Origin of the sequence: Actinomadura physcomitrii (assembly GCF_008923205.2) — a bacterium.
In the GTDB taxonomy this organism is placed as follows: domain Bacteria; phylum Actinomycetota; class Actinomycetes; order Streptosporangiales; family Streptosporangiaceae; genus Spirillospora; species Spirillospora physcomitrii.
In genome coordinates this window covers 202,038-228,812 of record NZ_WBMS02000006.1, presented here as the reverse complement: position 1 = coordinate 228,812, position 26,775 = coordinate 202,038, and the positions used below count along the sequence as shown (strand labels likewise).

Genomic DNA, 26,775 nt, shown 5'->3' with positions numbered 1-26,775 from the left:
TCACGCCCGCCCGGGCCCCCTCACCTCGTTTAGTGGGGGGGGGTCGTGGTTATCCGGGCGGCGATAACCACGACACGCCACAAGTGAACGTGTGTTCACGGGCTGTGCCAAGAGGTCCAGAGGGCGGCGTAGGGGCCGTTTCGCGCAAGGAGTTCGTCGTGGGTGCCCAGTTCGGTGATGCGGCCGTCCTCGACGACCGCGACGCGGTCGGCGTCGTGCGCGGTGTGCAGCCGGTGCGCGATCGCCACGACGGTCCGGCCGTCCAGGACGGCGGCGAGCGTGCTCTCCAGCCGGCGGGCGGCGCGCGGGTCGAGCAGCGACGTCGCCTCGTCCAGCACCAGCGTGTGCGGGTCGGCGAGGACGAGCCGGGCCAGCGCGAGCTGCTGCGCCTGCGCGGGCGACAGGGTCGCGCCGCCCTCGCCGACCTCGGCGTCCAGGCCGGGGCCGTCCCAGTCGACGGTCGCGAGGACGTCGCGCATCCGGGCGTCGGAGGCGTCCGGGCGGGCCATCGCGAGGTTCTCGCGCAGCGTGCCGCGGAACACGTGGTGCTCCTGCGTGACGAGCGCGACGTGGCCGCGCAGGTCGTCCAGGGGCAGCTCGACGAGCGGGACGGGGGCGTCCGAGCCGACCGTGACCGCGCCGGAGCGGGGGCCGTCGATCCCGGCGAGCAGCCGGCCCAGCGTGGACTTCCCGGCGCCGCTCGGCCCGACCACCGCCAGCCGCTCGCCGGGCCGCAGGTCGAGGTCCACGCCGTGCAGGACGTCGCGGCCCGTCCGGTAGGAGTAGCGGACGTCCCGCGCGGTGAGCCGCTCGCCGTCCGGGCGCCGCTCGCCGGCCTCCCGGTCCGGCGGGACGTTCCCGACGCCGAGCAGCCGGGCCAGCGACGCGCCGCCGAGCTGCAGCTCGTCCAGCTTCGACAGCAGCATGTCGACCGGTTCGATCAGTTGCTGGACGTACAGGGTCGCGGCGGTGACCTGCGCGAGCGAGGCCATCCCGTGCGCGTAGAACAGGCCGCCGAACAGCAGGGTCGTCGCGACCGGCAACACGAACCCGAACTCGGCGACGGGGAACAGCACGGTCCGCAGCCGCAGCGTGTACCGCTCGGCGGCGTAGCTGCGGGCGATGTCGGCGTCGCCGCGGGCGCGCCGCCGGTCGCCGAGGTCGAACGCCTCGACGGTCCGCGCGCCGTGCACGGTCTCGGCGAGGCCGTCGGCGATCAGCGCCCAGGAGGCGTTCTCGCGCAGGTAGCCGTCCCGGCAGCGCGGCAGGTACCAGCGCATGACGCCCCACAGGATCGGGACGGAGACCAGGCAGGGCAGCGCGACCAGCGGCCCGTTGAGCAGCAGCGCGGCGAAGGTGAACCCGCCGACGACGATCGCTACGAGGGTCTCGGGGACCGCCTCGCGCAGCGACGAGCCGAGCGTGTCGACGTCCCGGGACGCGCGGGTGACGAGGTCGCCTGTGCCGGCCCGCTCGACGGCCGACAGCGGCAGCCCGAGCAGCCGGTCGACGAACTCCTCGCGCAGCTCGGCGAGGACGCGCTGGCCGAGGCGGGCGGAGGTGAAGTAGGCGTACCGGGTCAGCACGCCCTGGACGATGACGAACCCGGCGATGGCGAGCGCGGTGGTGTCGATGTGCGCGGTCCCGTCGCGGACGCCCTCGACGAGCTCGCCGAGCAGCCGGGGCGCGACGAGGCCGGCGACCGCGGCGAGCCCGTGCAGCGCCAGCGTGCCGGCGAGGGCGCGGGGATGCCGCAGGGCGACGCGCCGCGCGTACGCCCGTACCTGCGCGGGCTCCGCGACCGGCAGGATCTCGGTGCTCACGTGTGTCGCCTTTCCGCGCGCGGCGCCGGTGCGGCGCGGCGTCGTGCTCTTCTAGTCGGTGGTGCGGTCATGCGTGCCTGCCCTCGCGGGCGGGGCCGACGGCGCGGGCGCCTCGCCGCGGGTGACGGCCGCGGCGTAGCGCGGCTCGGAGCGCAGCAGGTCGCGGTGGGCGCCCTCGGCGACGACCCGGCCGTCCTCGACGAACGCGACGTGCGCGGCCCGGTCCAGCATCAGCGGGCTCGTCGTGCACACGACGGTGGTGCGGCCGGCGCGGGCCTCGCCGAGCCGGTCGGCGATGCGCGCCTCAGTGTGCGCGTCGACGGCGCTGGTCGGCTCGACGAGGACCAGCACCTCGGGGTCGGCGGCGAGCGCCCGGGCGAGCCGGAGCCGCTGCCGCTGCCCGCCGGAGAACTCCCGGGCCGCCTCGGCGACGTGCCGGTCCAGGCCGGCCTCGGCGGCGATGTCCTCGGCGGACGCCGCGCGCAGCGCCGCGTCGAGCACGGCCCGGGGGGTGCCGGGCGGGGCGAGGGCCTCGGCGAGGGTGCCGGCGAACAGCCGGTCCTCGTTGACCGCGACGAGGACGCGGCGGCGCAGGCCGGCGACGTCGTGCAGCGGGACGCCGGCGAAGTCGACGTCGCCGGGCGCGTAGCGGCCGAGCCGGTCGGCGATGGCCTGCGCGTCGCGCGGCTGCGCGGCGGCGATCGCGGTGACCCGCCCGGGCCGCACGACCAGGCCGGACGCGATGTCGACGAGTTCGGGCGGCCCGGCCGGGCGGGCGGTGCCGGCGTCCGGGTCCGGGGCGAGGTCGAGCAGCCGGACGACCCGCCGCGCCGCCACCAGCCCCTTGGTGATCTTGCCTGCGGCCTCGCCGATCGTGCGCAGCGGGACGATCAGGAACACCGCGTAGCCGTAGCAGGCCACGAGGTCGCCGACGCCGATCTCGCCGCGCGCGACGTAGTGCGCGCCGGCCCAGGTCACGGCGGCGATCAGCAGGCCGGGCAGGAGCACCTCGGCGCTGGAGATGCGGGACTCGGCGCGGGCCGCGGCGACGCCCGCGTCGCGGACGCGGGCCGACAGGCCGCGGTACCGGCCGGAGAACAGCCGCTCCCCGCCGATGCCGCGCAGGATCCGCAGCCCCTCGACGAGGTCGGTGGCGCGGCCGTTCAGCTCGCCGACGAGCTCGCGGTGCGCCTCCTCGCGCTCGCGGAACGGGCGCAGCAGCGGCGCGGCGAGCAGCAGCACGAGCGGCACGCCGACCAGGACGATCAGCCCGAGCTTCGGCGCGGTCGCCAGCAGGACGGCCGCCACGACGACGATCGCGACGACGGCGCCGGAGCCGCGGCACGCGATGTCGATGACGTCGCCGAGGTGCGCGACGTCGGACAGGCCGATGCTCACGACCTCGCCGGCGCCGAGCCGCTTCGGCAGCGTCGCGCCGAGCCGGGTCGCGTGCCGGGTGACGATCTGGACGGTCCGGTACGCCGACGACAGCCAGAGGAAGACCGCGCGCCGGTGCCGCAGGATGCCGGTCGCGGCCTGCGCGGCGCCGAGGGCGAGCAGCACCCCCGTCCAGGCGAGCAGGGTGCGGTCGTCGCGCCCGGCGACGCCCTCGCCGATGGCGCGGCCGACCGCGGCGGGCATCAGCGCCTGGCTGAGCATCCAGCCGATCCCGAGCAGCCCGCCGGCCAGCACGCCGCGCCACTCGGCGCGCAGCAGCCACAGCAGGTACCGGGCCGGGGTTCTGTGGTCCGGGCTGCCCGGATCTTTCTCCGGCAACGGGTTCACCGGACGAAGATATGCGGCGGGGCCCGCCGCGATCGAACGATTTTTCCGGTGGCCGCCGGGCGCCCGGAAGCCGCCTGACCGGCACTCCGAAGGGGTTTCCGGACCGTCCGTGACCCGCCTCGCGGACGATCACGTGGATGCACGGGGCGCCGGGGACACGCTAAGGTCGGAAGGCACGGAGCGAGCTTCCACCGCTCCTCGAGCCGGGACTCCGGCGGCTGAGCAGAAGCCGCTCCCCCGGTGCGGCCCGGCCTTTGCGTCCTGCTCACCGCAGGAATAACCGGAACGGTCCGGCCGTTGCCAGTGCCGTCGCCAGCCCCGACTTTTCCGGAAGCTTAGTGAGCACTATCAGTCACCAGATGCATCCCTTCACGCCAGGGGCCGAGGACAGGGTCGACCTGCTCCTCATCGACGACGACCCCTCGGACGTGCAGATGGTCGAGAAGATGCTCGCCGATAGCGGCCTGGACGCCCTGATCACCGTCGCGGCGGACCTGCCGACCGCGCGGCGCCGGCTGACCCGCCGCACGCAGTGCATCATCGTGGACCTGTCCGCGCCGGGGATCGACCGGCTGGACGGGCTGCGCCAGGTGCTGGACATGTCCGGGACGGCCGCGGTGGTGGTGCTGACCGGGCTGGACGACGCGGGCCTCGGCGTCCGCGCGGTCGCCGCCGGCGCCGAGGACTACCTGGTCAAGCAGGAGGTCGACGGCCCGCTGCTGGCCCGCGCGGTGCGCTACGCCATCGAGCGCAAGCGGTCGGAGGAGACCGAGCGCCGGCTGGTGGAGGCGCGCATCCTCGGCCGCGAGAACGCGCGGCTGGAGCGCGGGCTGCTGCCCGTCCCGCTGATCGACGACCCGTCGCTGCGGCACCACACCCGCTACCGGCCCGGACGGCGCCGGGCGCTGCTGGGCGGCGACTTCTACGACACGGTGCAGACCGAGGGCGGCGCCGTCCACCTGATGATCGGCGACGTGTGCGGGCACGGCCCGGACGAGGCGGCGCTCGGCGTCCAGCTGCGGATGGCGTGGCGGACGCTGGTGCTGGCCGGGCACACCGGCGAGCAGCTGCTCGGCACCCTGGACACCGTGCTCGGGCACGAGCGGCGCAGCGAGGAGATCTTCACCACGCTGTGCATGGTCACGATCGCGCCGTCGCGGCGGACCGCGCGGATGCACCTGGCCGGGCATCCGGCGCCGCTGCTGTTCCGCGACGTGCCCGGCGGCGGCTTCGAGGTCGCGGCGCTGCCGGAGTACGCGCACGGGCCGGCGCTCGGCCTGGTGCCGGGCGCGGAGTGGCCGACGACGGAGATCGACCTCGGCGAGTCGTGGGGGCTGATGCTCTACACCGACGGGCTGATCGAGGGACGGGTCGGCGCGGGCTCGGCCCGGCTCGGCACCGACGGGCTCGTCGAACTGGCCCGCGGGGCGCGCGCCAAGGGCGTCACCGGGCGGTCGCTGATCGACGAGCTGGTGACCGAGGTGGAGAACCTCAACGGGGGCGCCCTGACCGACGACCTGGCGGTGCTGCTGCTGTCGCGGCAGGCCACGGCGTCGTGATCCGCGTCACGGCCGCGTCCTGACCGCACACCGGCGGCGCCGGGTCAATGTCGGCTGCGTCACCGTCCGGGCGGGTTCCCGGACCCGCTGTGAAGTCACTCACGATCATGGACGGCGGAGGGGCCGGGGAGGCCCGCCCCGGCTCGATGCATAGCCTGTGGCTATCGGATTGAGTGCGCTGATGACTTGGCGCTCTTGTCCAAATTGGACATACCGTTCGCGACGTGGCTATAGCGATACCTGCGATCTACCGATCGACCGTCGGCAAGAAGGCCGTCATGGCCGTGACCGGCGCAATCCTGGTGCTGTTCCTGATCGCGCACATGATCGGGAACTTGAAGATCTTCCTCGGCGCGGGGGACTTCGACCACTACGCGCACTGGCTGCGCACGATGGGCGAGCCCGCCGTTCCGCACCGGACGCTGCTGACGATCCTGGAGATCGTGCTCGTCGTGTCGGTCGTGCTGCACATGTGGTCGGCCATCTCGCTCGCCAAGCGCGCCGCGTCCGCCCGCCCGGTGAAGTACCAGTCGAAGAAGAAGTCGCACGCGCAGGGCTACGCCACCTACACGATGCGCTACGGCGGCATCGTCGTCGCGGTCTTCATCATCTGGCACCTGCTTGACCTCACCTTCTTCGCGGTCAACCCGCTGGGATCCGACGCCACCCCCTACGACCGGGTCATCGCCGACTTCGACGGCTCCCGCTGGTACATCACCATCTGGTACGTCCTCGCGGTCCTGCTGGTCGGCCTGCACCTCAACCACGGCATCTGGAGCGCGTTCCAGACCCTCGGCCTGCGCAGCCCCCGCAGCAACGGCGCGCTGCGCGCCCTCGCGGGGACCGTCGCCGCCGTGGTGACCCTCGGCTTCATCGCCGTCCCGATCTCCGTCACCTTCGGATGGGTGGGCTGAACATGAGCGACAGCTTCTACAAGTCCGGCGAGCCGATCGCCGACGCCAAGGCGCCCAAGGGCCCGATCGAGGACCGCTGGACGACCCGCAAGTTCGAGGCCAAGCAGGTCAACCCGGCCAACAAGCGCAAGAAGAAGATCATCATCATCGGCACGGGCCTGGCGGGCGGCTCGGCCGGCGCCACCCTCGGCGAGGCCGGCTACCACGTCCAGCAGTTCTGCTTCCAGGACAGCCCGCGCCGCGCCCACTCGATCGCCGCTCAGGGCGGCATCAACGCCGCGAAGAACTACCGCAACGACGGCGACAGCGTCTACCGGCTGTTCTACGAGACGGTGAAGGGCGGCGACTTCCGGTCCCGCGAGTCGAACGTGTACCGGCTCGCCGACATCTCCCGGCAGATCATCGACCAGTGCGTCGCGCAGGGGGTGCCGTTCGCCCGCGAGTACGGCGGCCTGCTCGACAACCGCTCGTTCGGCGGCACGCAGGTGTCCCGCACGTTCTACGCCCGCGGCCAGACGGGCCAGCAGCTGCTGCTCGGCGCCTACCAGGCGCTGATGCGGCAGGTCGACGCCGGGAACGTGGAGCTGTACCCGCGGCACGAGATGCTCGACCTGATCATGGAGGACGGGCGGGCGCGCGGCGTCGTCGTCCGCAACCTGATCAACGGCGAGATCAAGCACTACACCGCCGACGCGGTCGTGCTGGCGTCCGGCGGCTACGGGAACGTGTACTTCCTGTCCACCAACGCGATGGGCTCGAACGTCACCGCGTCGTGGCGCGCCCACCGGCACGGCGCGCTGTTCGCCAACCCGTGCTACACCCAGATCCACCCGACCTGCATCCCGGTCAGCGGCGACCACCAGTCCAAGCTGACGCTGATGTCGGAGTCGCTGCGCAACGACGGCCGCGTCTGGGTGCCGAAGAAGGCCGGCGACACCCGCAAGCCCTACGACATCCCCGAGGACGAGCGCGACTACTACCTCGAGCGCATCTACCCGTCCTTCGGCAACCTGGTCCCGCGCGACATCGCCTCCCGCGCCGCCAAGAACGTCTGCGACGAGGGGCGCGGCGTCGGCCCCGGCGGCCTCGGCGTCTACCTCGACTTCGCCGACGCGATCGAGCGGCTCGGCCGCGACAAGGTCGAGGCCAAGTACGGCAACCTCTTCGAGATGTACGAGCGCATCACCGGCGAGAACCCCTACGACACGCCGATGCGCATCTACCCCGCCGTCCACTACACGATGGGCGGCCTGTGGGTCGACTACGACCTGGAGTCGACGATCCCCGGCCTGTTCGTGATCGGCGAGGCGAACTTCTCCGACCACGGCGCGAACCGGCTCGGCGCGTCCGCGCTGATGCAGGGCCTCGCCGACGGGTACTTCGTGCTGCCGAACACCATCAACGACTACATCGCCCGCAACGCGCTCCCGCCCGTCGACGAGCAGAACATCGCCGCGGCCGAGGAGCGGGTGACGTCGCGCATCGACCGGCTCCTGTCGATCGACGGGGACCGCTCCGTCGACTCCTTCCACCGCGAGCTCGGCCACATCATGTGGGAGTACTGCGGCATGGAGCGCACCGAGGAGGGCCTGCGCAAGGCCCTCGAGCTCATCCCGGCGCTGCGGGAGGAGTTCTGGACGCGCGTCAAGGTCACCGGCACCGGCGAGGAGCTCAACCAGCAGCTGGAGAAGGCCGGCCGGGTCGCCGACTTCTTCGAGCTCGCCGAGCTGATGGTGATCGACGCCCTGCACCGCACCGAGTCCTGCGGCGGCCACTTCCGCGCCGAGAGCCAGGACGAGGACGGCGAGGCCAAGCGCGACGACGACAACTTCGGCTACGTCGCCGCCTGGGAATGGGCCGGCGAGGGCGAGCAGCCCGTCCTCCACAAGGAGGAACTGAACTTCGAATACGTCCACCCGACGCAGAGGTCGTACAAGTAATCATGAAGCTCACACTGCGCGTCTGGCGCCAGAGCGGCCCCCAGGACAAGGGGAGGATGGTCGAGTACAAGCTCGACGACATCTCCCCCGACGCCTCGTTCCTGGAGATGCTGGACGTCCTCAACGAGAAGCTCATCGCGGGCGGCGAGGAGCCGGTGGCGTTCGACCACGACTGCCGCGAGGGCATCTGCGGCATGTGCTCGCTGGTCATCAACGGGACCCCGCACGGCCCCGAGGAGCGCACCACCACCTGCCAGCTGCACATGCGCAAGTTCAAGGACGGCGAGGTCATCGACGTCGAGCCGTGGCGCGCCAGGGCGTTCCCGGTCGTCAAGGACCTCGTGGTGGACCGGTCCGCGTTCGACCGGATCATCCAGGCGGGCGGCTACATCACCGCGCCGACCGGCACCGCCCCGGAGGCGCACTCCACGCCCGTCCCGAAGCCGGACGCGGACCGCGCGTTCGAGGCGGCCGAGTGCATCGGCTGCGGCGCGTGCGTCGCGGCCTGCCCCAACGGCTCGGCGTCGCTGTTCCTCGGCGCGAAGGTCACCCACCTCGGCCTGATGCCGCAGGGCCAGCCGGAGCGCTGGGACCGCGTCGTGTCGATGCTGGACACCCACGACGAGGAGGGCTTCGGCGGCTGCACGAACACCGGCGAGTGCACGGTCGCGTGCCCGAAGGGCATCCCGCTCGACGTGATCGGGAACCTGAACCGCGACTACCTGAAGGCGACCGCCGGCGGCAAGAAGCGCTGACCCGCCCTCAGGCCACGGCCCCGCCCGGATTCCCGGGCGGGGCCGCCTTGCTGTCGGCGCATGCCGATCACGCCGGCCCCAGCCTGCATGCTCGTTGAGCCGTGCCGGCGGAGCGCCGCGCGAGGGTCAGGGGCGCAGGCGGCAGTGCAGTTCGAGGCCGGGTACGGCGTCCCAGCCGATCAGCCGGACGAGCTTGTCGATGTGCGCGGTGACCGAGTGCAGGACGAGCAGGCCGTCGCGCCCGGCGAGGTCGCGGGCCGCGACGGTGAGCGTGCGCAGGCCCGCGACGTCGATGAAGTCGACGCCGACGAGGTCGATGTGCAGGTCGCCGTCGACCCGGGCGCGGGCGGACCGCAGGGCGCGTTTCAGGTCGTTCGCGTTGGACACGTCCACCTCGCCGGACATGCGCAGCCAGGGGGTGTCCGCGGCGCCCTCGATGCGCAGCAGCGGGGTGTCGAGTTCGACGACGTCGTAGCGGGGAGCGGTGCGCTCCGGGCGCGCCCCGCCGGGGCCGCCCTCGCCGCCGGTGATCCGCCAGACCGTCATCCGCTCCTCGCCCTTCGGACCGGGGCGCCGCCTACCGTGGGGACGCCCGTATATGCCACGATCTCACCTGTTGACACCTTCTGGACCCCACCACGCGGGAAAACCGCCATCGGGAGGCTTTTCATGGACGAGAAGGCGATCCTGGAGCGGATCAACGAGTTCATCGACGAGGAGCACGCGCTCCGGCAGGCGCATGAACGCTCCGAGACCACCGGTGAGGACGCGAGACGGCGGTTGCGGGAGCTGGAGGTGGCCCTCGACCAGTGCTGGGACCTGCTGCGCCAGCGGCGCGCCAGGATCGACGCGGGGCAGAACCCCGAGGAGGCGCACGTGCGTCCGGCGAGCGAGGTCGAGGGCTACCGCCAGTAGGGCCGTCACGGCACCATCCACGACAGCACGCCGGTGGACTGCAGCCCCGACAGCACGCACATGCCGGCCAGGAACAGCAGGCTCCACAGGACGACGCGGCGGAAGATGTCGCCCTCGCGGCCGTCCAGGCCGACGGCGGCCGCGGCGATCGCGAGGTTCTGCGGGGACACCATCTTGCCGAGGACGCCGCCGGAGCTGTTGGTGGCGGCCATCAGCACGGGCGACAGGTCGGCCTTGTTCGCGGCGGTGATCTGCAGGGCGCCGAACAGGGAGTTCGACGAGGTGTCCGAGCCGGTCACGGCGGTGCCGAGCCAGCCGAGGACCGGGGACAGCACGGCGAAGGCGCCGCCGGCGCCCGCCATCCAGGTGCCGAGCGTGACGGTCTGCCCGGAGGCGTTCATCACGAACGCGAGCGCGAGCACGGCCATCACGGTGAGGATCGCCCAGCGGAGCTGGACGAGCGTGGTGCCGTAGGCGCGCAGGGCCCGGCCCGCGCCGACGCGCAGCGCGATCATGGTGAGGAGGCCCGCGACCAGCATCTGGGTGCCGGGCGTGGTGAAGTAGTTGAAGGTGAAGGTCGGCAGCGTCGACGGCTTGCCGGACGCGGCCGTGATGTGCAGGCCTGGCCAGCCGACCGTCTGCGTCGCGCCGTTGAGCCAGTCCTTGACCTGGTCGATCTGGCAGACGACGAACACCGCGATGATGATCGCGTAGGGGGCGTAGGCGCGGACGACGTCGGCCCGCGAGTCGGCGGGCGCCTCGGCGCGCCCGGCGCGGGCGGCGAACTCGGGGGTCGGCTCGTCGGCGGCGCCGCCGGCGATCACCGGGCGGGCCGGGGCGTGCGGGCGGCGGAGCCGGACGACCAGGACGACCGCGGCGGCCGACACCAGCGACGCGACGACGTCGGCGAGCGGCACCGAGATGAAGTTGGCGGTGACGTACTGCGCGGCGCCGAACGCGGCGCCGCAGAACAGCGCGGTCGGCCATGTCTCGCGGACGCCGCGGCGGCCGTCGAGGATCAGCACCAGGATCAGCGGCACGAACACGGCGAGGATCGGGGTCTGCCGGCCGACCATGGCGCCGAGCGTGTCGCTGGACTCGCCGGTGACCTTGCCGAGGGTGAGGATCGGCGTGGCCATCGCGCCGAACGCGACCGGCGCGGTGTTGGCGGTGAGGGCGAGGACGGCGGCCTTCAGCGGCTGGAAGCCGAGCGCGATCAGCATGACGGAGGTGACCGCGACCGGGGTGCCGAACCCGGCAAGCGCTTCCAGCAGCGCCCCGAAGGAGAACGCGATGAGGATCGCCTGCAGCCGCTGATCGTCGCTGACCTGCGCGAACGTCCGGCGCAGCACGTCGAAGTGGCCGGTCGCGACGGTGATGTTGTAGACCCAGAGGGCGTTGATGACGATCCACAGGATCGGGAAGAAGCCGAACGCGGCGCCTTCGGTGCCCGCCAGGAACGCCTGGTCGGCCGGCATCCCGTACGTCCAGATCGCGATGGCCAGCGAGACCGCCAGCGCGATCAGCGAGGCCAGCCAGGCGCGCATGCGCAGCGCGCCGAGCAGGACGAACAGCACCGCCAGCGGCAGCGCGGCGACGAGCGAACTCCAGCCGAGCGAGTCGGCGACGGGATCGAGGACCTGTCGGTACACGGGATCACCTCGCGGTTAGGAGCGGCCCCCGATTCGGACCGTCAATACCCCGTCATGTGTCCCGCCTCACATTGCTGGTGAACTTTTCAACCAGTCAGCACCTCCCCGAGGGCCGCGGCACCGGTCAGAGCAGCGGGAGCAGCCGGGCCGGGGTGATCGGCAGGTCGCGGACGCGGACGCCGGTCGCGTGGTGCACGGCGTTCGCGACGGCCGCGGCGGCGCCGACGATGCCGATCTCGCCGATGCCCTTGGCGCCCATCGGGTTCAGGTGCGGGTCGGACTCCTCCACCCACGCCGCGTCGATGTCGCGGACGTCCGCGCAGGCCGGGACGTGGTACTGGGCGAGGTCGCGGTTGACGTAGTCGCCGAACTCCGGGTCCATGGCGCTCTCCTCCATCAGCGCCATGCCGATCCCCATCGTCATGCCGCCGATGAACTGCGACCGCGCGGTCTTGGCGTTGATGATCCGGCCGGCGGCGAAGACGCCGAGCATCCGGCGGACCCGGACCTCGCCGGTGTCGGCGTCCACCTCGACCTCGCAGAACTGCGCGCCGAACGCGTGCCGGGCGTAGGCGTCGCGCGCCCGGATCTCCTCGGCGGTGTCGGCGGACGCCTCCAGCCCGCCGGGCGGCACCGACCCGTTCATCTTGCCGAGCAGCGACTCGCAGGCGCGGACGACGGCGGTGCCCCAGCTCGCGGTGCCGGCGGACCCGCCCGCGACGCTCGCCTGCGGCAGCGCGCTGTCGCCGATCTCGACCGTCACCCGGTCCGCGTCGGCCTTGAGCGCCTCGGCGGCGATCAGCGTGAGGGCGGTGCGGGCGCCGGTGCCGATGTCGGCGGCGGCGATCCGGACGGTGAACGTCCCGTCCTCCTCGGCGCGCGCCGTCGCCTTGTTCGGCCGCAGGTAGGCCGGGTAGGTGGACGCGGCGACGCCCGTCCCGACGAGCTTGCGGCCCTCGCGGCGGACGCCGGGCGCCGGGTCGCGGTGCTCCCAGCCGAACCGGTCGGCGCCCTCGCGCAGGCACGCGACGAGGTTGCGGGAGCTGAACGGCAGCCCGCTGTCCGGCTCCCGGTCGGTGTCGTTGCGGATCCGCAGCTCGACCGGGTCGACGCCGGCGGCGACGGCCAGCTCGTCCATCGCCGACTCCTGCGCGAACATGCCGGGCGTCTCGCCGGGCGCCCGCATCCACGACGGCGTCGGGACGTCGAGGCGGACGAGCCGGTGCGCGGTGCGGCGGTTCCCCGCCCGGTACATCACGCGGGTGGGGGTGGCGGTCTGCTCGGCGAACTCGGTGACGGTGGAGGACTGCTCGAACACCTCGTGGATGATCGAGTTCAGCGTGCCGTCGGCGTCGGCGCCGAGCCGGAACCGCTGGATCGTCGGCGTCCGGTAGCCGGTGGTGGCGAACATCTGCTGGCGCGGCACCGCGAACTTCACCGGACGGCCCACCGCGCCCGCCGCCATCGCCGCGAGCACGACGTTGGGGCGCGGTGTGCCCTTGGACCCGAACCCGCCGCCGACGTGCCGGGCGATGACGCGCACGTGCGTCCGGTCGAGGCCGAACACCTGGGCGATCGTGTCCTGTACCAGCGAGGCGCCCTGGGTGGAGTCGTAGAGCGTGAGGGTGCCGTCGTCGTTCCACTGGGCCGCGGTCGTGTGCGGCTCCATCGGGTTGTTGTGCTCGGCCGGGGTCGTGTACGTCGCGTCCACACGGACGGCCGAGCCGGCGAACGCCCCTTCCGGGTCGCCCTGCTCGGTGTCGGCGGGGAACGCCGGGTTCACCTTGTCGGGCTTGTAGAGGCGCGGGTCGTCCGCGCTGAGCAGCACGTCGAACGGTTCGGAGACGTAGTCGACGCGGACGTGCCGCGCCGCCTCCCGCGCGATGTCGAGCGTCTCGGCGATGACGGCGGCGACGAACTGGCCCCGGTAGGCGACCGTCCGGGACTGGAACACCGCCAGCTCCCCGTTCGCCACCTCGTGCAGGTGCGGCGCGTTCTCGCAGGACAGGACGGTCAGCACGCCCGGAATCCGGAGCGCGGCGTCCGCGTGCACCTCCAAGATCTCGCCCTTGGCGACGGTCGACTGCACGGCCGCGGCGTAGGCCGGGTTCTCCAGCGGGTGCTCGTAGGCGTAGCGGGCCGCCCCGGTGACCTTCTCGCGGCTCTCCAGCCGGTCGCTCATGATCGCTCTCCCAGCTCGGTCAGCGTCCGGACGATCAGGTTGCGCGCGAGCGGCACCTTGTAGGCGTTGTCGCGCAGCGGCTCGGCGGCGGCCAGCTCGGCCTCGGCGGCGCGCTGGAACTCCTCACCGATCGCCGGGGCGCCGCGCAGCGCCTCCTCGGCGCGCAGCGCCCGCCACGGCCTGTGCGCGACGCCGCCGAGCGCGATCCGCACGTCGCGGACGGTGCCGCCCTCCACGTCGAGCGCCGCCGCGATCGACACCAGCGCGAACGCGAACGACGCGCGCTCGCGGACCTTGCGGTACCGGGACGGGATGTCCAGCGGCGGCACCTCCACGGCCGTGATGAGGTCGCCGCTGTCCAGGACGGTGTCGCGCCGCGGGTCGTCGCCGGGCAGCCGGTGCAGGTCGCGGAGCGGGACCGTCCGCTCGCCGCCGCGGCCCCGGACGTGCACGGTGGCGTCGAGCGCGGCGAGGGCCACCGCCATGTCGGACGGGTGGGTCGCGACGCACGCCTCGGAGTGGCCGAGGATCGCGAGGTTGTGGTGCTCGCCCTCCCGGGCCGGGCAGCCGGTGCCCGGGACGCGCTTGTTGCACGGTTTGTCGGCGTCCTGGAAGTAGGAGCAGCGCGTGCGCTGCAGCAGGTTGCCGCCGACCGTCGCGAGGTTGCGGATCTGCCCGGACGCCCCCGCCAGGACGGCCTGCGCCAGCATCGGGTGGCTCTCGCGGACCGTCCGGTCCGCGGCGAGGTCGCTGTTGGTGACGGCGGCGCCGATGAGCAGGCTCCCGTCGGGCCGCAGCTCGATCTCGCCGTTCGGGAGGCGGGACACGTCGACGAGCCGCGCCGGCTCCTCCACGCCGAGCCTCATCAGGTCGACGAGGTTGGTGCCGCCGCCCAGGTAGCGGGCGCCGTCCTCGTGCAGGCGCAGGGCTTCGTCGGCGCTGGTGGCGCGCTCGTACACGAAGGGCCTCATGCCCTGGCCCCGTCCGTCTCCGTCTCGCGCGCCGCCTCCCGGACCGCCTTGACGATGCCCGTGTACGCGCCGCACCGGCACAGGTTGCCGCTCATGCGCTCGCGTATCTCGTCGTCGTCCAGCACGGGGTCGGCGGTGAGGTCCTCGGTCACCGCGCTGGGCCAGCCCCGGTCCGCCTCGTCGAGGACGGCCGTCGCCGAGCAGAGCTGCCCGGGCGTGCAGTAGCCGCACTGGAACCCGTCGTGCTCGATGAACGCCTCCTGGAGCGGGCTGAGCCGGCCGTCCCGCGCCAGCCCCTCGACGGTGACGACCTCCGCGCCGTCGTGCGCGACGGCCAGGGCCAGGCACGCGTTCGCCCGGCGGCCGTCGAGCAGGACGGTGCACGCCCCGCACTGCCCGTGGTCGCAGCCCTTCTTCGAGCCGGTCAGCCCGAGGTCCTCGCGCAGGGTGTCCAGCAGCGACGCGCGCGTGTCGACGCGCAGCCGGTGCTCGGTCCCGTTCACGACCAGCGCGATCTCGGCGTGTACCGGGGTGGCTTCGCTGTCCATGCCCGGTTGCCTACCCCGGATCCACGCGGGCAGTCTCGGCGGTCAGGGCGTCCGGCGGGGCCCGCCGGCGTCTCAGCGGCGGCGCCGGGGGCGCAGCCGGTACAGCCGGTACCAGGCCAGCAGGGAGAACAGGACGCCGAGGCCCGCCGCGATGCCGAGGTCCACCCCCCAGGCGGCGACGGCGTGCTTCCACGCCGGATCGGCGCCACCCGGATGCGGCATGATCGTGTCGAGGTCGATGGTCGCGGCGGCGGCGCCGAACCCCCAGCGCGACGGCGACAGCCACGCCAGCTGCTCCAGCCCTGGCTTGCCCGCCAGCCGCACCAGCCCCCCGGACAGCACGAGCTGGCCCATCGACAGCACGATCAGCAGCGGCAGCGTCTTCTCCGAGCTGTTCACCGACGACGACACCAGCAGCCCCAGCGTCATCGACACCACGCCGAGCAGCGCCATCGCCAGCATCAGCTCCGGCAGCACCGCCGTGAACGTCCCGGACGGCGGCAGCTTCACCCCGATCGTCCCGATCAGCACCAGCACGACCGCCTGCAGAGCCGTGATCACCCCGAGGACCAGCAGCTTCGACATCAGGTACACGCCCGCCGACAGGCCCGCCGCCCGCTCCCGGCTGTAGATCGTCCGCTCCTTGACCAGCTCGCGGACGGCGTTGCCGGTGCCCGCGAAGCACGCCGCGAACGCCAGCACCATCAGCTTGGACGCGGCGTCGGTGTTGGGCGAGGGCCCCGTCAGCCCCTTCGGCGCCGGGATCGCCGCGCTCAGCCCGCCGAGGATCAGCGGCATCACCCCGAGCAGCACCAGGTAGCTGCGGTCGGAGGCGATCACCGCGAGGTAGCGCCGGCACAGCGTGCTGAGCTGCGCCAGCCGGGACTGCCGCCGGGGCGGCGGCGCGGGCACCGCCGTGTCGGCCTGCACGGCGCCGCCCTGCCGGCCGCTCTCCACGTAGCGGGCGTGCCGCGGCGAGGCGCGGAACTCGGTGGCCCAGTCCCGGTCCGGCTCCCGGTCGAACGCCTGGAACACCTCCGCCCACGACTTCTTCCCGAAGTGCTCCAGCCCCTCGGCGGGCGGCCCGTAGTAGGCGAGGCGCCCGCCCGGGACCAGCACGAGCAGCCGGTCGCAGGCGTCCAGGTTCGCGACGCTGTGCGTGACGACGATGACCGTCCGGCCGTCGTGCGCCAGCTCCGCCAGCATCTCCATGACCGTCTTGTCCAGGCCCGGGTCGAGGCCGGAGGTCGGCTCGTCCAGGAACAGCAGCGACGGCTTGGTCAGCAGCTCCAGCGCGACGCTGACCCGCTTTCGCTGCCCGCCCGACAGCCGGTCGATGCGGGTCGAGGCGTGCGCGGTCAGGCCGAGCTCGCCGATCACCTCGTCCACCCGCTGCTCGCGCTCCCGCTTGCGGGTGTCGCCGGGGAACCGCAGCTCGGCGGCGAACAGCAGCGCCTGCCGGGTGTCGAGCTGGGTGTGCAGGATGTCCTCCTGCGGGACGAGCCCGATGCGGTGCCGCAGCTCGTCGTAGTCGGCGTACAGGTCGCGGCCGTCGTAGCGGACGGTGCCCTCCGTCGCGGGGCGCGTGCCGGTGACCGCGCCGAGCAGCGTCGACTTGCCCGCGCCGGACGGCCCGATCACCCCGACCAGCGACCGCTCCGGGATCGGGAACCCGACCCCGTCGAGGATCACCTTGCCCTCGGGCGTCCGGACGATCAGGTCCTCCACCGACAGCGACACGTCGCCGGTGTCGACGTACTCCCGCAGCTCCTCGCCGACCAGCTGGAACGTCGCGTGCCCGATGCCGAGCAGGTCGCGCTCGGTGAACTCCGCCGACTCGACCCGGGCGCCGTTGACGTAGGTGCCGTTGTGGCTGCCGAGGTCGACGATCCGCTGCCGTCCCGGACCGAGGCTGCGCAGCTCGGCGTGGTGCCGGGACACCACCAGGTCCGGCACGACGATGTCGTTGTCGGCGGCGCGGCCGATCCGCAGCGTCTTCGGCGCGACCCGGATGATCTGGCTCGGGTTCCGGTCGACGCTCGGCCGGAACGCCGCGGCCGGTTCCGGCCGCGGCGGCGGGACCGTGCGGGGCAGCGGCGGCCGCTGCGGGACTGGGGGCGCCGTGCCCGACGGCGGCGGCGGGGTGCCCGACGGGCGGCCGGGCGGGGCCGGCGACTGCGCGGGCGGCTGGGCGGGCGGCGCCCCGCGCCCGGCGGGCGGCGGGTACACCTGGCGGCGGCTCGGCGGCGGGCTCTCGGGGAAGCAGGCGAGGCTCTCGCCCTCGCTGGAGTGCCCGAGCAGGAACGTGCGGTGCCCGCCGATCTCCATCCGCTCGATGCGTCCGCCCTGGCAGAACGTGCCGTTGCTGCTGCCGACGTCCTCGATCAGCCAGCCGTCCGGGCCCGTCCGCAGCACCGCGTGCCACCACGAGACGCGCGGATCCGACAGCGCGATGTCGGACGCGGGGTCGCGGCCGATGCGGTAGGAACCCCCGGGGCGCAGCCGGTGCACCCGGTCCCGCGTGCGGACGACGAGAACGGGCGCGGCGAGCGATTCGGCGGAAGGACCGGCCGTCATGCGGGGAGTGTAAGTCCTCTTCCCGCAAATGTCGCGGCCCATTCTCCGTGCCCGGTATCGGCGGGACACCGGTCCCATTGACAGGATCCCGGCGACGGAATTGAGTGAGCGCCATGGCGAAACCGCCGGGCGCGGCTGCCGTCACCCGTGTCGAACGCCTTCCGCGGCGCGGGCGGCCACGGTGGCTGACCGTCCTGATCTGCGCCGTCCTGCTGATCGCGCTGCTCCTCGTGGCGGCCGACCGCGGCGGCGTGGTGTTCGCGCAGCACGAGATGGCCGCGCAGATCAAAAAGGAGGGATTCCCGGCGACGCCGAAAGTGACGATCAAGGGAATCCCGTTCCTCACCCAGGTCGCGTCCCGTCACTTCGGCGATGTGCGGCTCGAGGCCAACGGAATCACCGAGGGCCCCTTGCACATCACGAACCTCAAAGTGCGCGCACGGGACGTCCGGGTCGATTCGGGGTTCGGCAGCGGCACGCTCGGCAGCGTCGACGGCACCGCGTTCGTCAGCTTCAAGGACCTGGCGCGCGCGAGCGACGACCCGGACCTCGTGCTCACGGCGGCGGGGAAGAACCTCGTCAAGGCCAAGATGGACCTCGGCATCACGGAGGCCACCGCGACCGCGACCGTCACCAAGCAGGGCAACAGCATCGTGGTGAAGACGCAGTCGATCGAGGGGTTCTCGCGCTCGGAGATCGGCGACGACCTCGACTTCACCGTCCCGGTGAGCGGCCTGCCGATGGGCCTGTCGTTCCAGAGCGTCACCGTCTCCTCGAACGGCGTCGGCCTCCACGTCGTCGGCCGCAACGTGAAGTTCAGCGACTCCTGACCGCCGTCAGCCGGTGTCGGTGATGATCCCCGCGACCTGCCGGGCCGTCTCGGTCGGCAGCGGCGCGGGCAGCCCCTTCCACTTGCGGGACGCCGCCACCGCCGCCGCGCCCGCGCCGCCCCCGTAGGCCAGCGCCGCGACGAACGACGCCAGCTCCGGCGGCAGCTTCTTCTCCAGCAGCAGCACGTTCATCCGGTACGTCGCCGCGGTCGCGAGGACGCCGAGCGTCCCGGCGAGCGCGCCGAACCGCAGCGCGGGCACGCGCTTGCGCGCCTTGGTCAGCATCTCCTGATCAGCCGCTCGCTGACCCCGGTGCGCCGGGACAGCTCCCCGATCAGCACTGCGCTCCTCCTTTAGTTGAACGGCATCGGTGAGCTGACGCCGGCGCCGGGACGCGCCGGGCTCGTCGAACCGGTGCTGCGGGCCGCCCGCGACCACGGCGGCCTGCCCGTCGTCGTGCACGGGTCGGCGCCTACGACGGCGGAGGATCTGGAGACGCTCGGGGGGCTCGCCCGCCGGTACCCGCGCGTCCCTTTGGTCGTGAGCCAGCTCGGCGGGGCGCACTGGATGCGCGCGGTCGAGCTCGTCCGGGACACGCCGAACATGTACCTGGAGCTGTCCACGGCGCCGATCGTCTTCGCGGTCCGGGTGGCGATCGCGGAGATCCCCGGCCGCACCCTGTTCGGCTCGGACGCGCCCTACGGCGACCCCGTGCTCGCGCGCATGACCGTCGAGCGCGTCACCTCCCCCGGTGAGACCCGCGACCGGGTCCTCGGCGGCACCCTCGCCGAGCTGCTCGGCCTGTGAGGCGGGGGCCGGTCGGGCGGGGGCCGGTTTGGCGGGGGTGGCTCGGGTAGGGCGTGACTCGCGGAGACGCAAGGCGGCGCGAAGGCGCTGGTGATCCTGGAGGGCGCCGTGCGACGACGGTGGCGGCAGCGTGTGCGGACGGCGCGCTGGCCGGCGGGGGCGGGGCTCGCGCTCTGGCGCTGGCTCCGGACGGCCCGCACCGCGAAGCGGGAGCGGCTCCGGACGGAGCCGGGCTTCGACCTCGCGCGGATCCCGACCCGCGGCGGCGACCGCATCCAGGGGCTGCGGCAGGGGGTAGGGCCCGTCTACCAGCGCCGCTACCAGGTCCGGGTCGAGGGCGCCGACCTGGACGCGGCCGGGCTGATGGAACGGCTGCGCGCGGACGTCAACGCCGCGTCGCCGGTCGAGTTCGCGGTGTTCGACAAGATCTCCGGGGCCTCCTCCGGGCTCGACCTCGGGGACGAGTACGACGTCCACATGCCGGGGCCGTGGAACTGCCCGGTGCGGGTGGTGGAGCGCACGCCGCTGTCGTTCCGGCTCGCGACCCTGAGCGGGCACGTCGAGGCCGGCGAGATCGAGTTCCGGGCGCGGGACGCCGGGGACGGCGGGCTCTGGTTCACCATCGAGTCGTGGACGCGCAGCGGCGACCGGCTGGCCGACGTCCTCTACGACCGGGTCGGCATGGCGAAGGAGATGCAGCTCCACATGTGGACCCATTTCTGCTGCCGCGTGGCGGAGATGGCCGGGGGCCGCAGGGCGGGGGACGTCGAGGTGTTCACCGAGCGCACCGAGGTCGCCGGGGACTCCCGGGTCGACGGGCGCCACGTGGCCCGCCCGGCGGCCACCGCGCTCGCCCGGACGTTCACCGCGCTGGCGAAAGCGCGCGGAGGCCGGCCGCTGCATCCGCGCGGGGTCGTCCTCGACGCCGTCCTGCGGCTGTCCGGCACCTCGCGCTTCTGGGGCGTCCCGCTGCTGGACGACACGGCGGAGCTGCAAGGGCTGGCGCGCCTGTCGCGGTCGGTCGGGCTGCCGGCGCCGTACCCCGACATCCTCGGGCTGGCGTTGCGCTGGCGGCAGCCCGTGGAGGACGGCGACCCGGCGACCGCCGAACTGCTGCTGGCCACGACGGGCCACGGGCGGGCCGCCCGTCACATGCTCCGTCCGGCGAACCACTGGGGGCCCGGCTTCTACGGCTCGCTGCTGCCGTACAAGGCGGGCGACCGGTACGTCCTGCTGGGCGCGTTCGCCCGGCGCGCCGTCCCGGCGGACTTCGCGGCGCTGGCCCGCGCCGCCGCGGCGGGCCCGATCACGATGGACCTGGTCGTGGCGACGGGCCTCGGGCCTTGGGAGCGGTTCGGGGAGCTGGTCCTCACCGGGCCCGCGCGCGCCGACGACGGCGCCCCGGTGCGGTTCAATCCGGTACGGAACCCGATCCCCGGGTTGCGGCCCGCCGGTCCTCTCCATCAGGTGCGGGGAAGCGCCTACGACGCCGTCCAGCACCTCGACGCCCGCAAGCGCCGGCCGCTGCCCGGCGGCCGGCGGAGGGGCACCGTCCGGCGCAAGGGCCCGCGCGCGCACCGCCGGCTCCAGCGGCTCTACGGGCGGTTGCGGGACCGGCCGGTGAACTTCGAGGCCCGGGAGCGGCCGGAGAACGCCGGGCCCGCCGCCTGGCACATCGACGACCACGTCCAGGCCCTCCCGCCGGAGCGTCCCGGCCCGCCGGAGCCGGACGGCGGCTGGGAGATCGCGCGCCGCCTCGTCCGGGACTACGAGTTCGCCGACCCGCGGATCATCCGCAGCGCCTACCGGACGGGCGAGCCGGAGCCCGGCGCCGACATGCTGCTCGAGGCGCGCTTCTTCGGGCTGCGCTTCCACCTCGGCGTCCGGGTCGGCGACGTCGTCGACGAGGTCGTCGAGCGGGACGGCCGGCGGGTGCGCGTGTGGGGCTGGAACTACAGCACGCTGGAAGGGCACCTGGAACGCGGCCAGATGGACCAGGAGGTGCACAAATGGCTCGACACCGGGGAGGTGGAGTTCCACCTGCACGCCTTCTCGCAACGCGCCGCCATCCGCAACCCGCTCGTGCGGCTCGGCTTCGTGCTGTTCGGCCGGCCCACCCAGCTCATCTACCAGCGGCGGGCGTGCCGCCGCATGTCGGACCTCACGCGGGCGGGGCTCGCCGCGCGGCGCCGCGTCCGGGCCGGGGAGGCCGCGGTCAGCCGCTGAGGGAGTCGCGGACGGTCATCAGCGCGAAGCCCAGCAGGTTCTCCCCCTGCCACTCGGCGGGGTCCAGCGCCCGCGGGTCGTCGGCGGCGAGGCCGATCCCCCAGACGCGGTCGAGGGGGCTGGCCTCCGCGAGGACGCGGGCGCGGGTGCCGACGAGGTAGTCGCGCAGCTCGGGGTTCTGGGCGAACTTCGCCCGGTTCCCGGCGACGACGATGGACGTGCGGTGGGCGGTCCAGGCGTCGTCGTCGAAGCCGCGGACGCGGCGGCCGAGGTCCTTGGCGGCGCCCGGATGGGGCGCGGCGACGACGGCCGCGGCCGTTTCGTCGTCGGAGAAGAGCCGGGCCTTCTCCGCCATCATGTAATGCTCCGCCGTGGCATAGGTCACTCCGTCGACGGTGAATGGGGACGGCCACCATTGGCTGAGATAGCCGGGGCCGGGAGTCCGGTGGCCCCAGAAGAACAGGTACTTCGGCGGGGTGCCCTCGGCGTGGAGGCGGATGAGCTGCTGGACGTCCATGCCGACGATGGTGGCAGGACCGGGCCCGCGGCGCTATCCGGTTTTCGGGCGGGCGGAATGCGGCACCGGGGGCGCGGCGTTATGCCGGGGTGCAGGCCTCGCGGTCTAGACCATTTTGCTAAACCAGGTGGGTCATCGGGGAAGATCTTCTTATTTCGGTCGGCCCGGATGCGGAGAATCGCGGGCCGTCGTCAACGGGAGGACAGCAGTAGAAATGGACAACGCCCTGGCGAACCCTCGTCGCACCCGGATCAACTCGTGGCCGGAGCGGCGCCCGGCGGACACCGAGTCCGAGCGCCCCCTGGACGCGGAGACGGGCGCCCCGGAGGACGACCTCGCCGCACGTTGACCGGCCGGTTTCGGCCGCGATCAGGACCCGCCCGGCACTCCGGGCGGGTCCTGCGCTTTTCACCTGCTCACGAGCATGATCGTTTACCGGTGGAGAGATGTCATCCGCCATCGGGCGTACCTGCCCTCCGCTGATCGGCGGTCCCTCGTCAAGCGGCTGCCCATGACCCTTTACCCCGTCTTTGCCAACGGCTGATGGACTCCGGCCATCGGACCGGAGCTCACACGGGGAGATCACTGACCCATGTCCTCCGCTGCTTCGCCCATCGGGGCCCGGCACACGGATTCATCCACATACGACGTCGCCGTCATCGGGCTCGGCTACGTCGGGCTGCCCACCGCCCTCGCCTTCCACGCCGCCGGCCTGCGGGTCCTCGGCGTCGACCGGGACCCCGGCCGGCTGGAGGCGATCCGCGCCGGCCGCGTGGACCTGCTGGACAGCGACCATCAGCGGCTCCGGGAGGCGCGGGACGGCCTCACCGTGACCGCCGACCCGGCGGACGCGGCCCGCGCCGACGCATTGATCATCTGCGTGCCGACGCCGGTGAACCGGCACCTCGTCCCCGACCTCGGCGCCCTGACCGAGGCGTGCGCCACGGCCGCCGCGCACGCGCGGGACGGGCAGACCATCGTGCTCACCTCGACCAGCTACGTCGGGTCGACGCGGGACCTGCTCGTCCGGCCGCTGGCGGCGCGCGGCCTGCGGGTGGGAACGGACGTCTTCGTCGCGTTCAGCCCGGAGCGCATCGACCCGGGCAACGACCGGCACCCGCACGAGGAGGTCCCGCGGGTGGTCGGCGGCGTCACGCCGCGCTGCGCGGTGCGGGCCATGGCGCTGCTCGGCCGGTACGCGGGCGACCTGCACCGGGTCTCCTCGGCGGAGGCGGCCGAGATGACCAAGCTGCTGGAGAACACGTTCCGGGCGGTCAACATCGCGCTGGTCAACGAGTTCGCGGACGCGAGCCGGCTGCTGGAGCTGGACGTGATGGAGGTCATCGAGGCCGCCGCGACCAAGCCGTACGGCTTCATGCCGTTCTTCCCCGGCCCCGGGGCCGGCGGGCACTGCATCCCCTGCGACCCGCACTACCTGCTCTGGCAGCTGAAGCGCGACCGGCTGCACACGCCGCTGGTCTCCGCCGCGATGAACGCGATCGCGATGCGGCCGGGCCAGGTGGTGGAGCGGGCCCGGCAGGTGCTGTCGGACCACGGCCGCGGCCTGGCCGGCGCGGACGTGCTGGTGCTCGGCGTCGCCTACAAGCCGGACGTCGAGGACCTGCGCGAGTCCCCCGCCCTGGAGATCATCGACGGGCTGCTGGCGGCGGGCGCCGCCGTCCGCTACCACGACCCGCGCGTCCCCGAGCTGGTCACCGAGGGTGGCACGAAGCTGGCGAGCGCCGAGCCCGGCCCCGCCGACCTGGTGATCGCGCACACCCCGCACCAGGGCCTCGACCTGGACTGGCTGCGCGAGGACCAGCTGCTGCTGGACGCGACGTACCGCTTCTCCGGTCCGGCCCGGCGCGTGGCGCTGTGAGCCGTGACCGGCGGTCGCCGATCCCCTTCGGCGGCCTGCCCTGGCGCGCCCGCCTGGTCTCGCTGGGGGCGCTCGCGGGCGTCGCCGTGATCTGCGGCGTCATCGTCTGGCACGTCGGGGTGAAGGTCGCCTACATGCGCGGCGACCTGCTGCTCCCCACGTACACGGTGCTGGTCAGCAGCTACGTGATCAGCCGGTTCGTGCTCGCCGCGTTCTACCGGCCGCCGCGCGACGCCGGCATCACCCCGTCCGTCGCGATCGTGGTGCCCGCCTACAACGAGGGCGAGGCCGTCGCCCGGACGATCCACTCCTGCCTCGGGCTGGACTACCCCGCCGGCAAGCTGGAGATCGTCGTGGTGAACGACGGGTCCACCGACGACACCTGGGACCACATGCGCAAGGCCGCCGCGCGCTACCCGAAGGGCCGGGTGCGCTGCGTCGACCTCGGCGCCAACAAGGGCAAGCGCGCGGCGATGGCGGCCGGGATCCGGGCGACCTCGGCGGAGATCCTGGTGTTCGTCGACTCCGACTCGATGCCCGCGCCCGACTCCGTCCGGCTGCTCGTGCAGGGGTTCGCGGACCGGAAGGTCGGCGCGATCTCCGGCCTCACCTACGTCCGCAACGCCGAGAGCAACGTGCTGACGCGGATGCAGGCGGCCCGCTACTACGTGTCCTTCCAGCTGCTCAAGAGCGCCGAGTCGGTGCTGGGCGCGGTCACCTGCTGCTCGGGCTGCTTCGCCGCGTACCGGCGGACGGCGATCGCGCCGCTGCTGGACGCCTGGGAGCACCAGCGCTTCCTCGGCGTCGAGTGCACCTACGGCGACGACCGCGCGCTCACCAACCGGGTCATCAAGACCGGCTGGACGACCCGCTACGACGCCCGCGCGGAGGCGTGGACGGACGCGCCCGACCGGTACCGCAAGTTCTTCCGGCAGCAGCTGCGGTGGAAGAAGTCGTGGAGCCGGGAGGGGCCGCTGCTGCTCGCGCACGTGTGGCGGAGCCGGACGCGCGCGCTGCCGTCCATCGCCGTCCAGACGATCGCGGGCCTGCTCAGCCCGATCGTGGTGCTGTACAGCCTGGCGGTCCCGCTCGCCGGCGGCCGCTTCCCGATGATCTACTTCCTCGGCCTGTACCTGGTGTCGATGGGGTACGCGCTGACGTACCGGATGCTGCGCGACGACGGCATGTGGATCTACGCGTTCGTCGGCACGTTCTTCTACGTCGCGTTCTCCCCGCAGCTGCTGTGGGCGGTGGCGCGGATCCGGGACGGGAAGTGGGGCACCCGGGACGCGTCGCCGCCCTCGTCGGCGCCGCGCCCGATCCAGGTGTACACCGCGGCGGCGAGCGATGGCTGACCGGGAGGAGCCCGCGCCCTGGGAACGGCCGCCGCCCGGCCGGTCCACCCGGGCCTTCCGGGCGTTCACCGGCCTGGTGTTCCTGTGCGCGCTCGCCCTCGCGCTCACGACGTGGGTGACGCTGAGCCGGCCGTTCGACCCGGGGCAGCAGGCGGCGCCCGCCGTCCGGCTGGACCCGGCGGCGGCCCGGACGGCGGCGGCACTGCCCCGGTACCCGGGATCGGTGCTCGTCCTCACCTACCACGGGGTGTCCGACACCGACCACTCCGGCAGCACGCTGACGCGGCGGCTGTTCGGCGAGCACATGGCGGCGCTCGCGGCGGCCGGGTACCGGACCGTCCGGCTGCGGGACGTGGAGGACCTGCTCGCGCACCGGCCGGTCCGGCTGCCGCCGCGCGCCCTGCTCATCACCTTCGACGACGGGCAGCTCACCGACTGGACGGCCGCCGACCCGGTGCTGAGGGCGCACGGCTTCACCGCGGTGGGGTTCCTCACCACCGGGAAGATCGTCGAGCCGGGGACGCCGTCGTACTACCTGTCCACCCGGCAGGTCCGCGACCTGGCCGCGACCGGGCGGTGGGAGTTCGGCTCGCACGGCGACGACCTGCACGACCTGGCCCGCGTGCCGGGGGACGTCGCCCCGCCGATGCCGAACCTGCTCCGGCTGCGCGGCCGGACGGAGACGCTCGGGCACTGGCGCGCCCGGATCCGCTCCGACCTGAACCGCAGCCAGCGGTTCTTCCGCAAGACGCTCGGCCGCCGGGCCACCGCGTTCTCCTACCCGTTCGGCGCGCCGGGCGAGACCGGCAACGATCCGCGGATCGCGGCCGAGCTGCCCGTGCTGATCCGGCACGCCGGGTTCAGCGAGGCGTTCGCCGGCGAGAACGTCCCGACCGACCACGTGGACGCGCTCACCGCCGGGTCGCCGCGCTGGACGCTCGGCCGGATCGGCGTCCGCTCCACCACGTCGGTGGCGGACCTGCTGGAGATGATCCGCGCCGCCGTCCCCACCGCGCCGCCGCGCGACCTGGCGGCGCTGCCCTGGACGGGCGACCTCGCCACCTGCCGGCGCCGCGCGTCCGACCTGCGCGTCACCAGCGACGTCTACGGGACCTGCCTGCTCACCGGCGTCAACACGAGCCAGTGGACGGACTACCGGGTCAGCACGTCCGTCACCGGCATCGACCCGCGCACCAGCGCGGTCATCGCGGTCCGGGACGGCGCGGGCGCGGGCCACCGCGGCCGCGTCGAGGTCGTCGTCGGCGCCGCGTCCGTCCTGGTCCGGCAGCAGATCGGGGAAGCGGCCCCGGTCGTGCTCGGCCGGACCCGGCTCGCGGCCCGGGAGGGAGCGCGGTCCGTCCGGATCGAGGTGCGCGGCGACCGGATCACCGTCGCCGTGGCGGGCGGCGCGCCGCTGCGCGCCGCCATCGACCCGCGGCTCAACGAAGGAGGCCTCACGTTCGAGATCGCGGCGCGCGGCCGGCGCACGCTGGTCTTCCGCGATCCGGCGCTCACCCCTCTCCAGGAGCGCTGACCCCAC

The 26,775-nt window shown here is 73.5% G+C and carries 22 protein-coding genes; 12 read left to right on the top strand and 10 right to left on the bottom strand.

The window, feature by feature from the left end:
- Positions 1 to 95 precede the first annotated feature (95 nt).
- Together F8568_RS10265 and F8568_RS10260 are read right to left on the bottom strand one after the other, a co-directional pair.
- On the bottom strand, positions 96 to 1,823 hold the full coding sequence (locus F8568_RS10265) for an ABC transporter ATP-binding protein (protein ID WP_151593278.1): 1,728 nt from the start codon (positions 1,821 to 1,823) through the stop codon (positions 96 to 98).
- A 51-nt stretch (positions 1,824 to 1,874) separates the two neighbouring features.
- Entirely contained in the window at positions 1,875 to 3,608 is a 1,734-nt protein-coding gene (locus tag F8568_RS10260; RefSeq protein ID WP_151593277.1) for an ABC transporter transmembrane domain-containing protein, read from the bottom strand.
- Between the two features lie 359 nt (positions 3,609 to 3,967).
- Here F8568_RS10260 and F8568_RS10255 point away from each other — a divergent pair, with 359 nt between their 5' ends.
- The 4 genes from F8568_RS10255 (at position 3,968) to F8568_RS10240 (ending at position 8,776) form a co-directional block, all read left to right on the top strand.
- Complete coding sequence (locus F8568_RS10255) at positions 3,968 to 5,167, top strand: PP2C family protein-serine/threonine phosphatase (RefSeq protein WP_151593276.1); 1,200 nt, start codon at positions 3,968 to 3,970, stop codon at positions 5,165 to 5,167.
- A 224-nt stretch (positions 5,168 to 5,391) separates the two neighbouring features.
- The gene (locus F8568_RS10250) at positions 5,392 to 6,081 is read left to right on the top strand and encodes a succinate dehydrogenase cytochrome b subunit (RefSeq protein WP_151593275.1); all 690 of its coding nucleotides are present in this window, start codon (positions 5,392 to 5,394) and stop codon (positions 6,079 to 6,081) included.
- Positions 6,082 to 6,083: 2 nt separating this feature from the next.
- Complete coding sequence (locus F8568_RS10245; RefSeq protein ID WP_151593274.1) at positions 6,084 to 8,021, top strand: fumarate reductase/succinate dehydrogenase flavoprotein subunit; 1,938 nt, start codon at positions 6,084 to 6,086, stop codon at positions 8,019 to 8,021.
- 2 nt (positions 8,022 to 8,023) lie between these two features.
- On the top strand, positions 8,024 to 8,776 hold the full coding sequence (locus F8568_RS10240; protein WP_151593273.1) for a succinate dehydrogenase/fumarate reductase iron-sulfur subunit: 753 nt from the start codon (positions 8,024 to 8,026) through the stop codon (positions 8,774 to 8,776).
- 126 nt (positions 8,777 to 8,902) lie between these two features.
- Here the strand turns inward: F8568_RS10240 and F8568_RS10235 are convergent, their stop codons facing one another.
- Positions 8,903 to 9,322, bottom strand: coding sequence for an STAS domain-containing protein (locus F8568_RS10235; RefSeq protein WP_151593272.1), 420 nt, complete (start codon positions 9,320 to 9,322; stop codon positions 8,903 to 8,905).
- Positions 9,323 to 9,445: 123 nt separating this feature from the next.
- Here F8568_RS10235 and F8568_RS10230 point away from each other — a divergent pair, with 123 nt between their 5' ends.
- On the top strand, positions 9,446 to 9,691 hold the full coding sequence (locus tag F8568_RS10230; RefSeq protein WP_151593271.1) for a DUF2630 family protein: 246 nt from the start codon (positions 9,446 to 9,448) through the stop codon (positions 9,689 to 9,691).
- 5 nt (positions 9,692 to 9,696) lie between these two features.
- On the opposite strand, the gene F8568_RS10225 is transcribed toward F8568_RS10230, so the two are convergent.
- The 5 genes from F8568_RS10225 to F8568_RS10205 all read right to left on the bottom strand — a co-directional run bounded on the left by F8568_RS10225 (position 9,697) and on the right by F8568_RS10205 (position 17,621).
- Positions 9,697 to 11,343 carry an L-lactate permease gene (locus F8568_RS10225; RefSeq protein ID WP_151593270.1) on the bottom strand — a complete coding sequence of 549 codons (1,647 nt, stop codon included), beginning with the start codon at positions 11,341 to 11,343 and terminating at the stop codon, positions 9,697 to 9,699.
- Positions 11,344 to 11,467: 124 nt separating this feature from the next.
- Entirely contained in the window at positions 11,468 to 13,525 is a 2,058-nt protein-coding gene (locus tag F8568_RS10220; RefSeq protein ID WP_151593269.1) for a xanthine dehydrogenase family protein molybdopterin-binding subunit, read from the bottom strand.
- Positions 13,522 to 14,496, bottom strand: coding sequence for an FAD binding domain-containing protein (locus F8568_RS10215; protein WP_151593268.1), 975 nt, complete (start codon positions 14,494 to 14,496; stop codon positions 13,522 to 13,524). Before F8568_RS10215 ends, F8568_RS10220 begins: the two co-directional genes overlap by 4 nt.
- Complete coding sequence (locus F8568_RS10210) at positions 14,493 to 15,044, bottom strand: 2Fe-2S iron-sulfur cluster-binding protein (RefSeq protein ID WP_151593267.1); 552 nt, start codon at positions 15,042 to 15,044, stop codon at positions 14,493 to 14,495. The genes F8568_RS10215 and F8568_RS10210 overlap by 4 nt, the downstream gene beginning before the upstream one ends.
- Before the next feature lie 72 nt (positions 15,045 to 15,116).
- Positions 15,117 to 17,621, bottom strand: a complete 2,505-nt coding sequence (locus F8568_RS10205; RefSeq protein WP_151593266.1) for an FHA domain-containing protein — start codon at positions 17,619 to 17,621, stop codon at positions 15,117 to 15,119.
- A 113-nt stretch (positions 17,622 to 17,734) separates the two neighbouring features.
- Between F8568_RS10205 and F8568_RS10200 the strand changes: the two genes are divergently transcribed.
- Positions 17,735 to 18,451 (top strand): LmeA family phospholipid-binding protein, encoded by a 717-nt coding sequence (locus tag F8568_RS10200; RefSeq protein ID WP_151593265.1) that lies wholly within the window; start codon positions 17,735 to 17,737, stop codon positions 18,449 to 18,451.
- A gap of 6 nt (positions 18,452 to 18,457) precedes the next feature.
- Here F8568_RS10200 and F8568_RS10195 read toward each other — a convergent pair whose 3' ends face one another.
- On the bottom strand, positions 18,458 to 18,736 hold the full coding sequence (locus tag F8568_RS10195) for a hypothetical protein (protein WP_151593264.1): 279 nt from the start codon (positions 18,734 to 18,736) through the stop codon (positions 18,458 to 18,460).
- A gap of 72 nt (positions 18,737 to 18,808) precedes the next feature.
- Here F8568_RS10195 and F8568_RS10190 point away from each other — a divergent pair, with 72 nt between their 5' ends.
- Both F8568_RS10190 and F8568_RS10185 read left to right on the top strand, forming a co-directional pair.
- A complete protein-coding gene (locus F8568_RS10190; RefSeq protein WP_151593263.1) occupies positions 18,809 to 19,258 on the top strand; it encodes an amidohydrolase family protein in 450 nt (149 codons plus the stop codon).
- A 108-nt stretch (positions 19,259 to 19,366) separates the two neighbouring features.
- Positions 19,367 to 21,484 (top strand): DUF1990 family protein, encoded by a 2,118-nt coding sequence (locus F8568_RS10185; protein ID WP_151593262.1) that lies wholly within the window; start codon positions 19,367 to 19,369, stop codon positions 21,482 to 21,484.
- On the opposite strand, the gene F8568_RS10180 is transcribed toward F8568_RS10185, so the two are convergent.
- Positions 21,474 to 22,001 (bottom strand): NADAR family protein, encoded by a 528-nt coding sequence (locus tag F8568_RS10180; RefSeq protein WP_151593261.1) that lies wholly within the window; start codon positions 21,999 to 22,001, stop codon positions 21,474 to 21,476. The genes F8568_RS10185 and F8568_RS10180 overlap by 11 nt on opposite strands.
- 214 nt (positions 22,002 to 22,215) lie before the next feature.
- Here F8568_RS10180 and F8568_RS49455 point away from each other — a divergent pair, with 214 nt between their 5' ends.
- The 4 genes from F8568_RS49455 (at position 22,216) to F8568_RS10165 (ending at position 26,769) form a co-directional block, all read left to right on the top strand.
- The gene (locus F8568_RS49455; RefSeq protein WP_268896208.1) at positions 22,216 to 22,350 is read left to right on the top strand and encodes a hypothetical protein; all 135 of its coding nucleotides are present in this window, start codon (positions 22,216 to 22,218) and stop codon (positions 22,348 to 22,350) included.
- 243 nt (positions 22,351 to 22,593) lie between these two features.
- Positions 22,594 to 23,880, top strand: coding sequence for a nucleotide sugar dehydrogenase (locus F8568_RS10175; protein ID WP_151593260.1), 1,287 nt, complete (start codon positions 22,594 to 22,596; stop codon positions 23,878 to 23,880).
- On the top strand, positions 23,877 to 25,235 hold the full coding sequence (locus tag F8568_RS10170) for a glycosyltransferase (RefSeq protein WP_151593259.1): 1,359 nt from the start codon (positions 23,877 to 23,879) through the stop codon (positions 25,233 to 25,235). Before F8568_RS10175 ends, F8568_RS10170 begins: the two co-directional genes overlap by 4 nt.
- On the top strand, positions 25,228 to 26,769 hold the full coding sequence (locus F8568_RS10165; RefSeq protein ID WP_151593258.1) for a polysaccharide deacetylase family protein: 1,542 nt from the start codon (positions 25,228 to 25,230) through the stop codon (positions 26,767 to 26,769). The genes F8568_RS10170 and F8568_RS10165 overlap by 8 nt, the downstream gene beginning before the upstream one ends.
- Positions 26,770 to 26,775: the final 6 nt, after the last annotated feature.

Excerpts from the sequence above, each read along its gene's own strand:
- F8568_RS10255 (WP_151593276.1), top strand. The coding sequence starts at position 3,968 with ATGCATCCCTTCACGCCAGGGGCCGAGGACAGGGTCGACCTGCTCCTC.
- F8568_RS10245 (WP_151593274.1), top strand. The coding sequence starts at position 6,084 with ATGAGCGACAGCTTCTACAAGTCCGGCGAGCCGATCGCCGACGCCAAG.
- F8568_RS10240 (WP_151593273.1), top strand. The coding sequence starts at position 8,024 with ATGAAGCTCACACTGCGCGTCTGGCGCCAGAGCGGCCCCCAGGACAAG.
- F8568_RS10235 (WP_151593272.1), bottom strand. The coding sequence starts at position 9,322 with ATGACGGTCTGGCGGATCACCGGCGGCGAGGGCGGCCCCGGCGGGGCG.
- F8568_RS10230 (WP_151593271.1), top strand. The coding sequence starts at position 9,446 with ATGGACGAGAAGGCGATCCTGGAGCGGATCAACGAGTTCATCGACGAG.
- F8568_RS10220 (WP_151593269.1), bottom strand. The coding sequence starts at position 13,525 with ATGAGCGACCGGCTGGAGAGCCGCGAGAAGGTCACCGGGGCGGCCCGC.
- F8568_RS10215 (WP_151593268.1), bottom strand. The coding sequence starts at position 14,496 with ATGAGGCCCTTCGTGTACGAGCGCGCCACCAGCGCCGACGAAGCCCTG.
- F8568_RS10210 (WP_151593267.1), bottom strand. The coding sequence starts at position 15,044 with ATGGACAGCGAAGCCACCCCGGTACACGCCGAGATCGCGCTGGTCGTG.
- F8568_RS10205 (WP_151593266.1), bottom strand. The coding sequence starts at position 17,621 with ATGACGGCCGGTCCTTCCGCCGAATCGCTCGCCGCGCCCGTTCTCGTC.
- F8568_RS10200 (WP_151593265.1), top strand. The coding sequence starts at position 17,735 with ATGGCGAAACCGCCGGGCGCGGCTGCCGTCACCCGTGTCGAACGCCTT.
- F8568_RS10195 (WP_151593264.1), bottom strand. The coding sequence starts at position 18,736 with ATGCTGACCAAGGCGCGCAAGCGCGTGCCCGCGCTGCGGTTCGGCGCG.
- F8568_RS10180 (WP_151593261.1), bottom strand. The coding sequence starts at position 22,001 with ATGGACGTCCAGCAGCTCATCCGCCTCCACGCCGAGGGCACCCCGCCG.
- F8568_RS49455 (WP_268896208.1), top strand. The coding sequence starts at position 22,216 with ATGGACAACGCCCTGGCGAACCCTCGTCGCACCCGGATCAACTCGTGG.
- F8568_RS10175 (WP_151593260.1), top strand. The coding sequence starts at position 22,594 with ATGTCCTCCGCTGCTTCGCCCATCGGGGCCCGGCACACGGATTCATCC.
- F8568_RS10165 (WP_151593258.1), top strand. The coding sequence starts at position 25,228 with ATGGCTGACCGGGAGGAGCCCGCGCCCTGGGAACGGCCGCCGCCCGGC.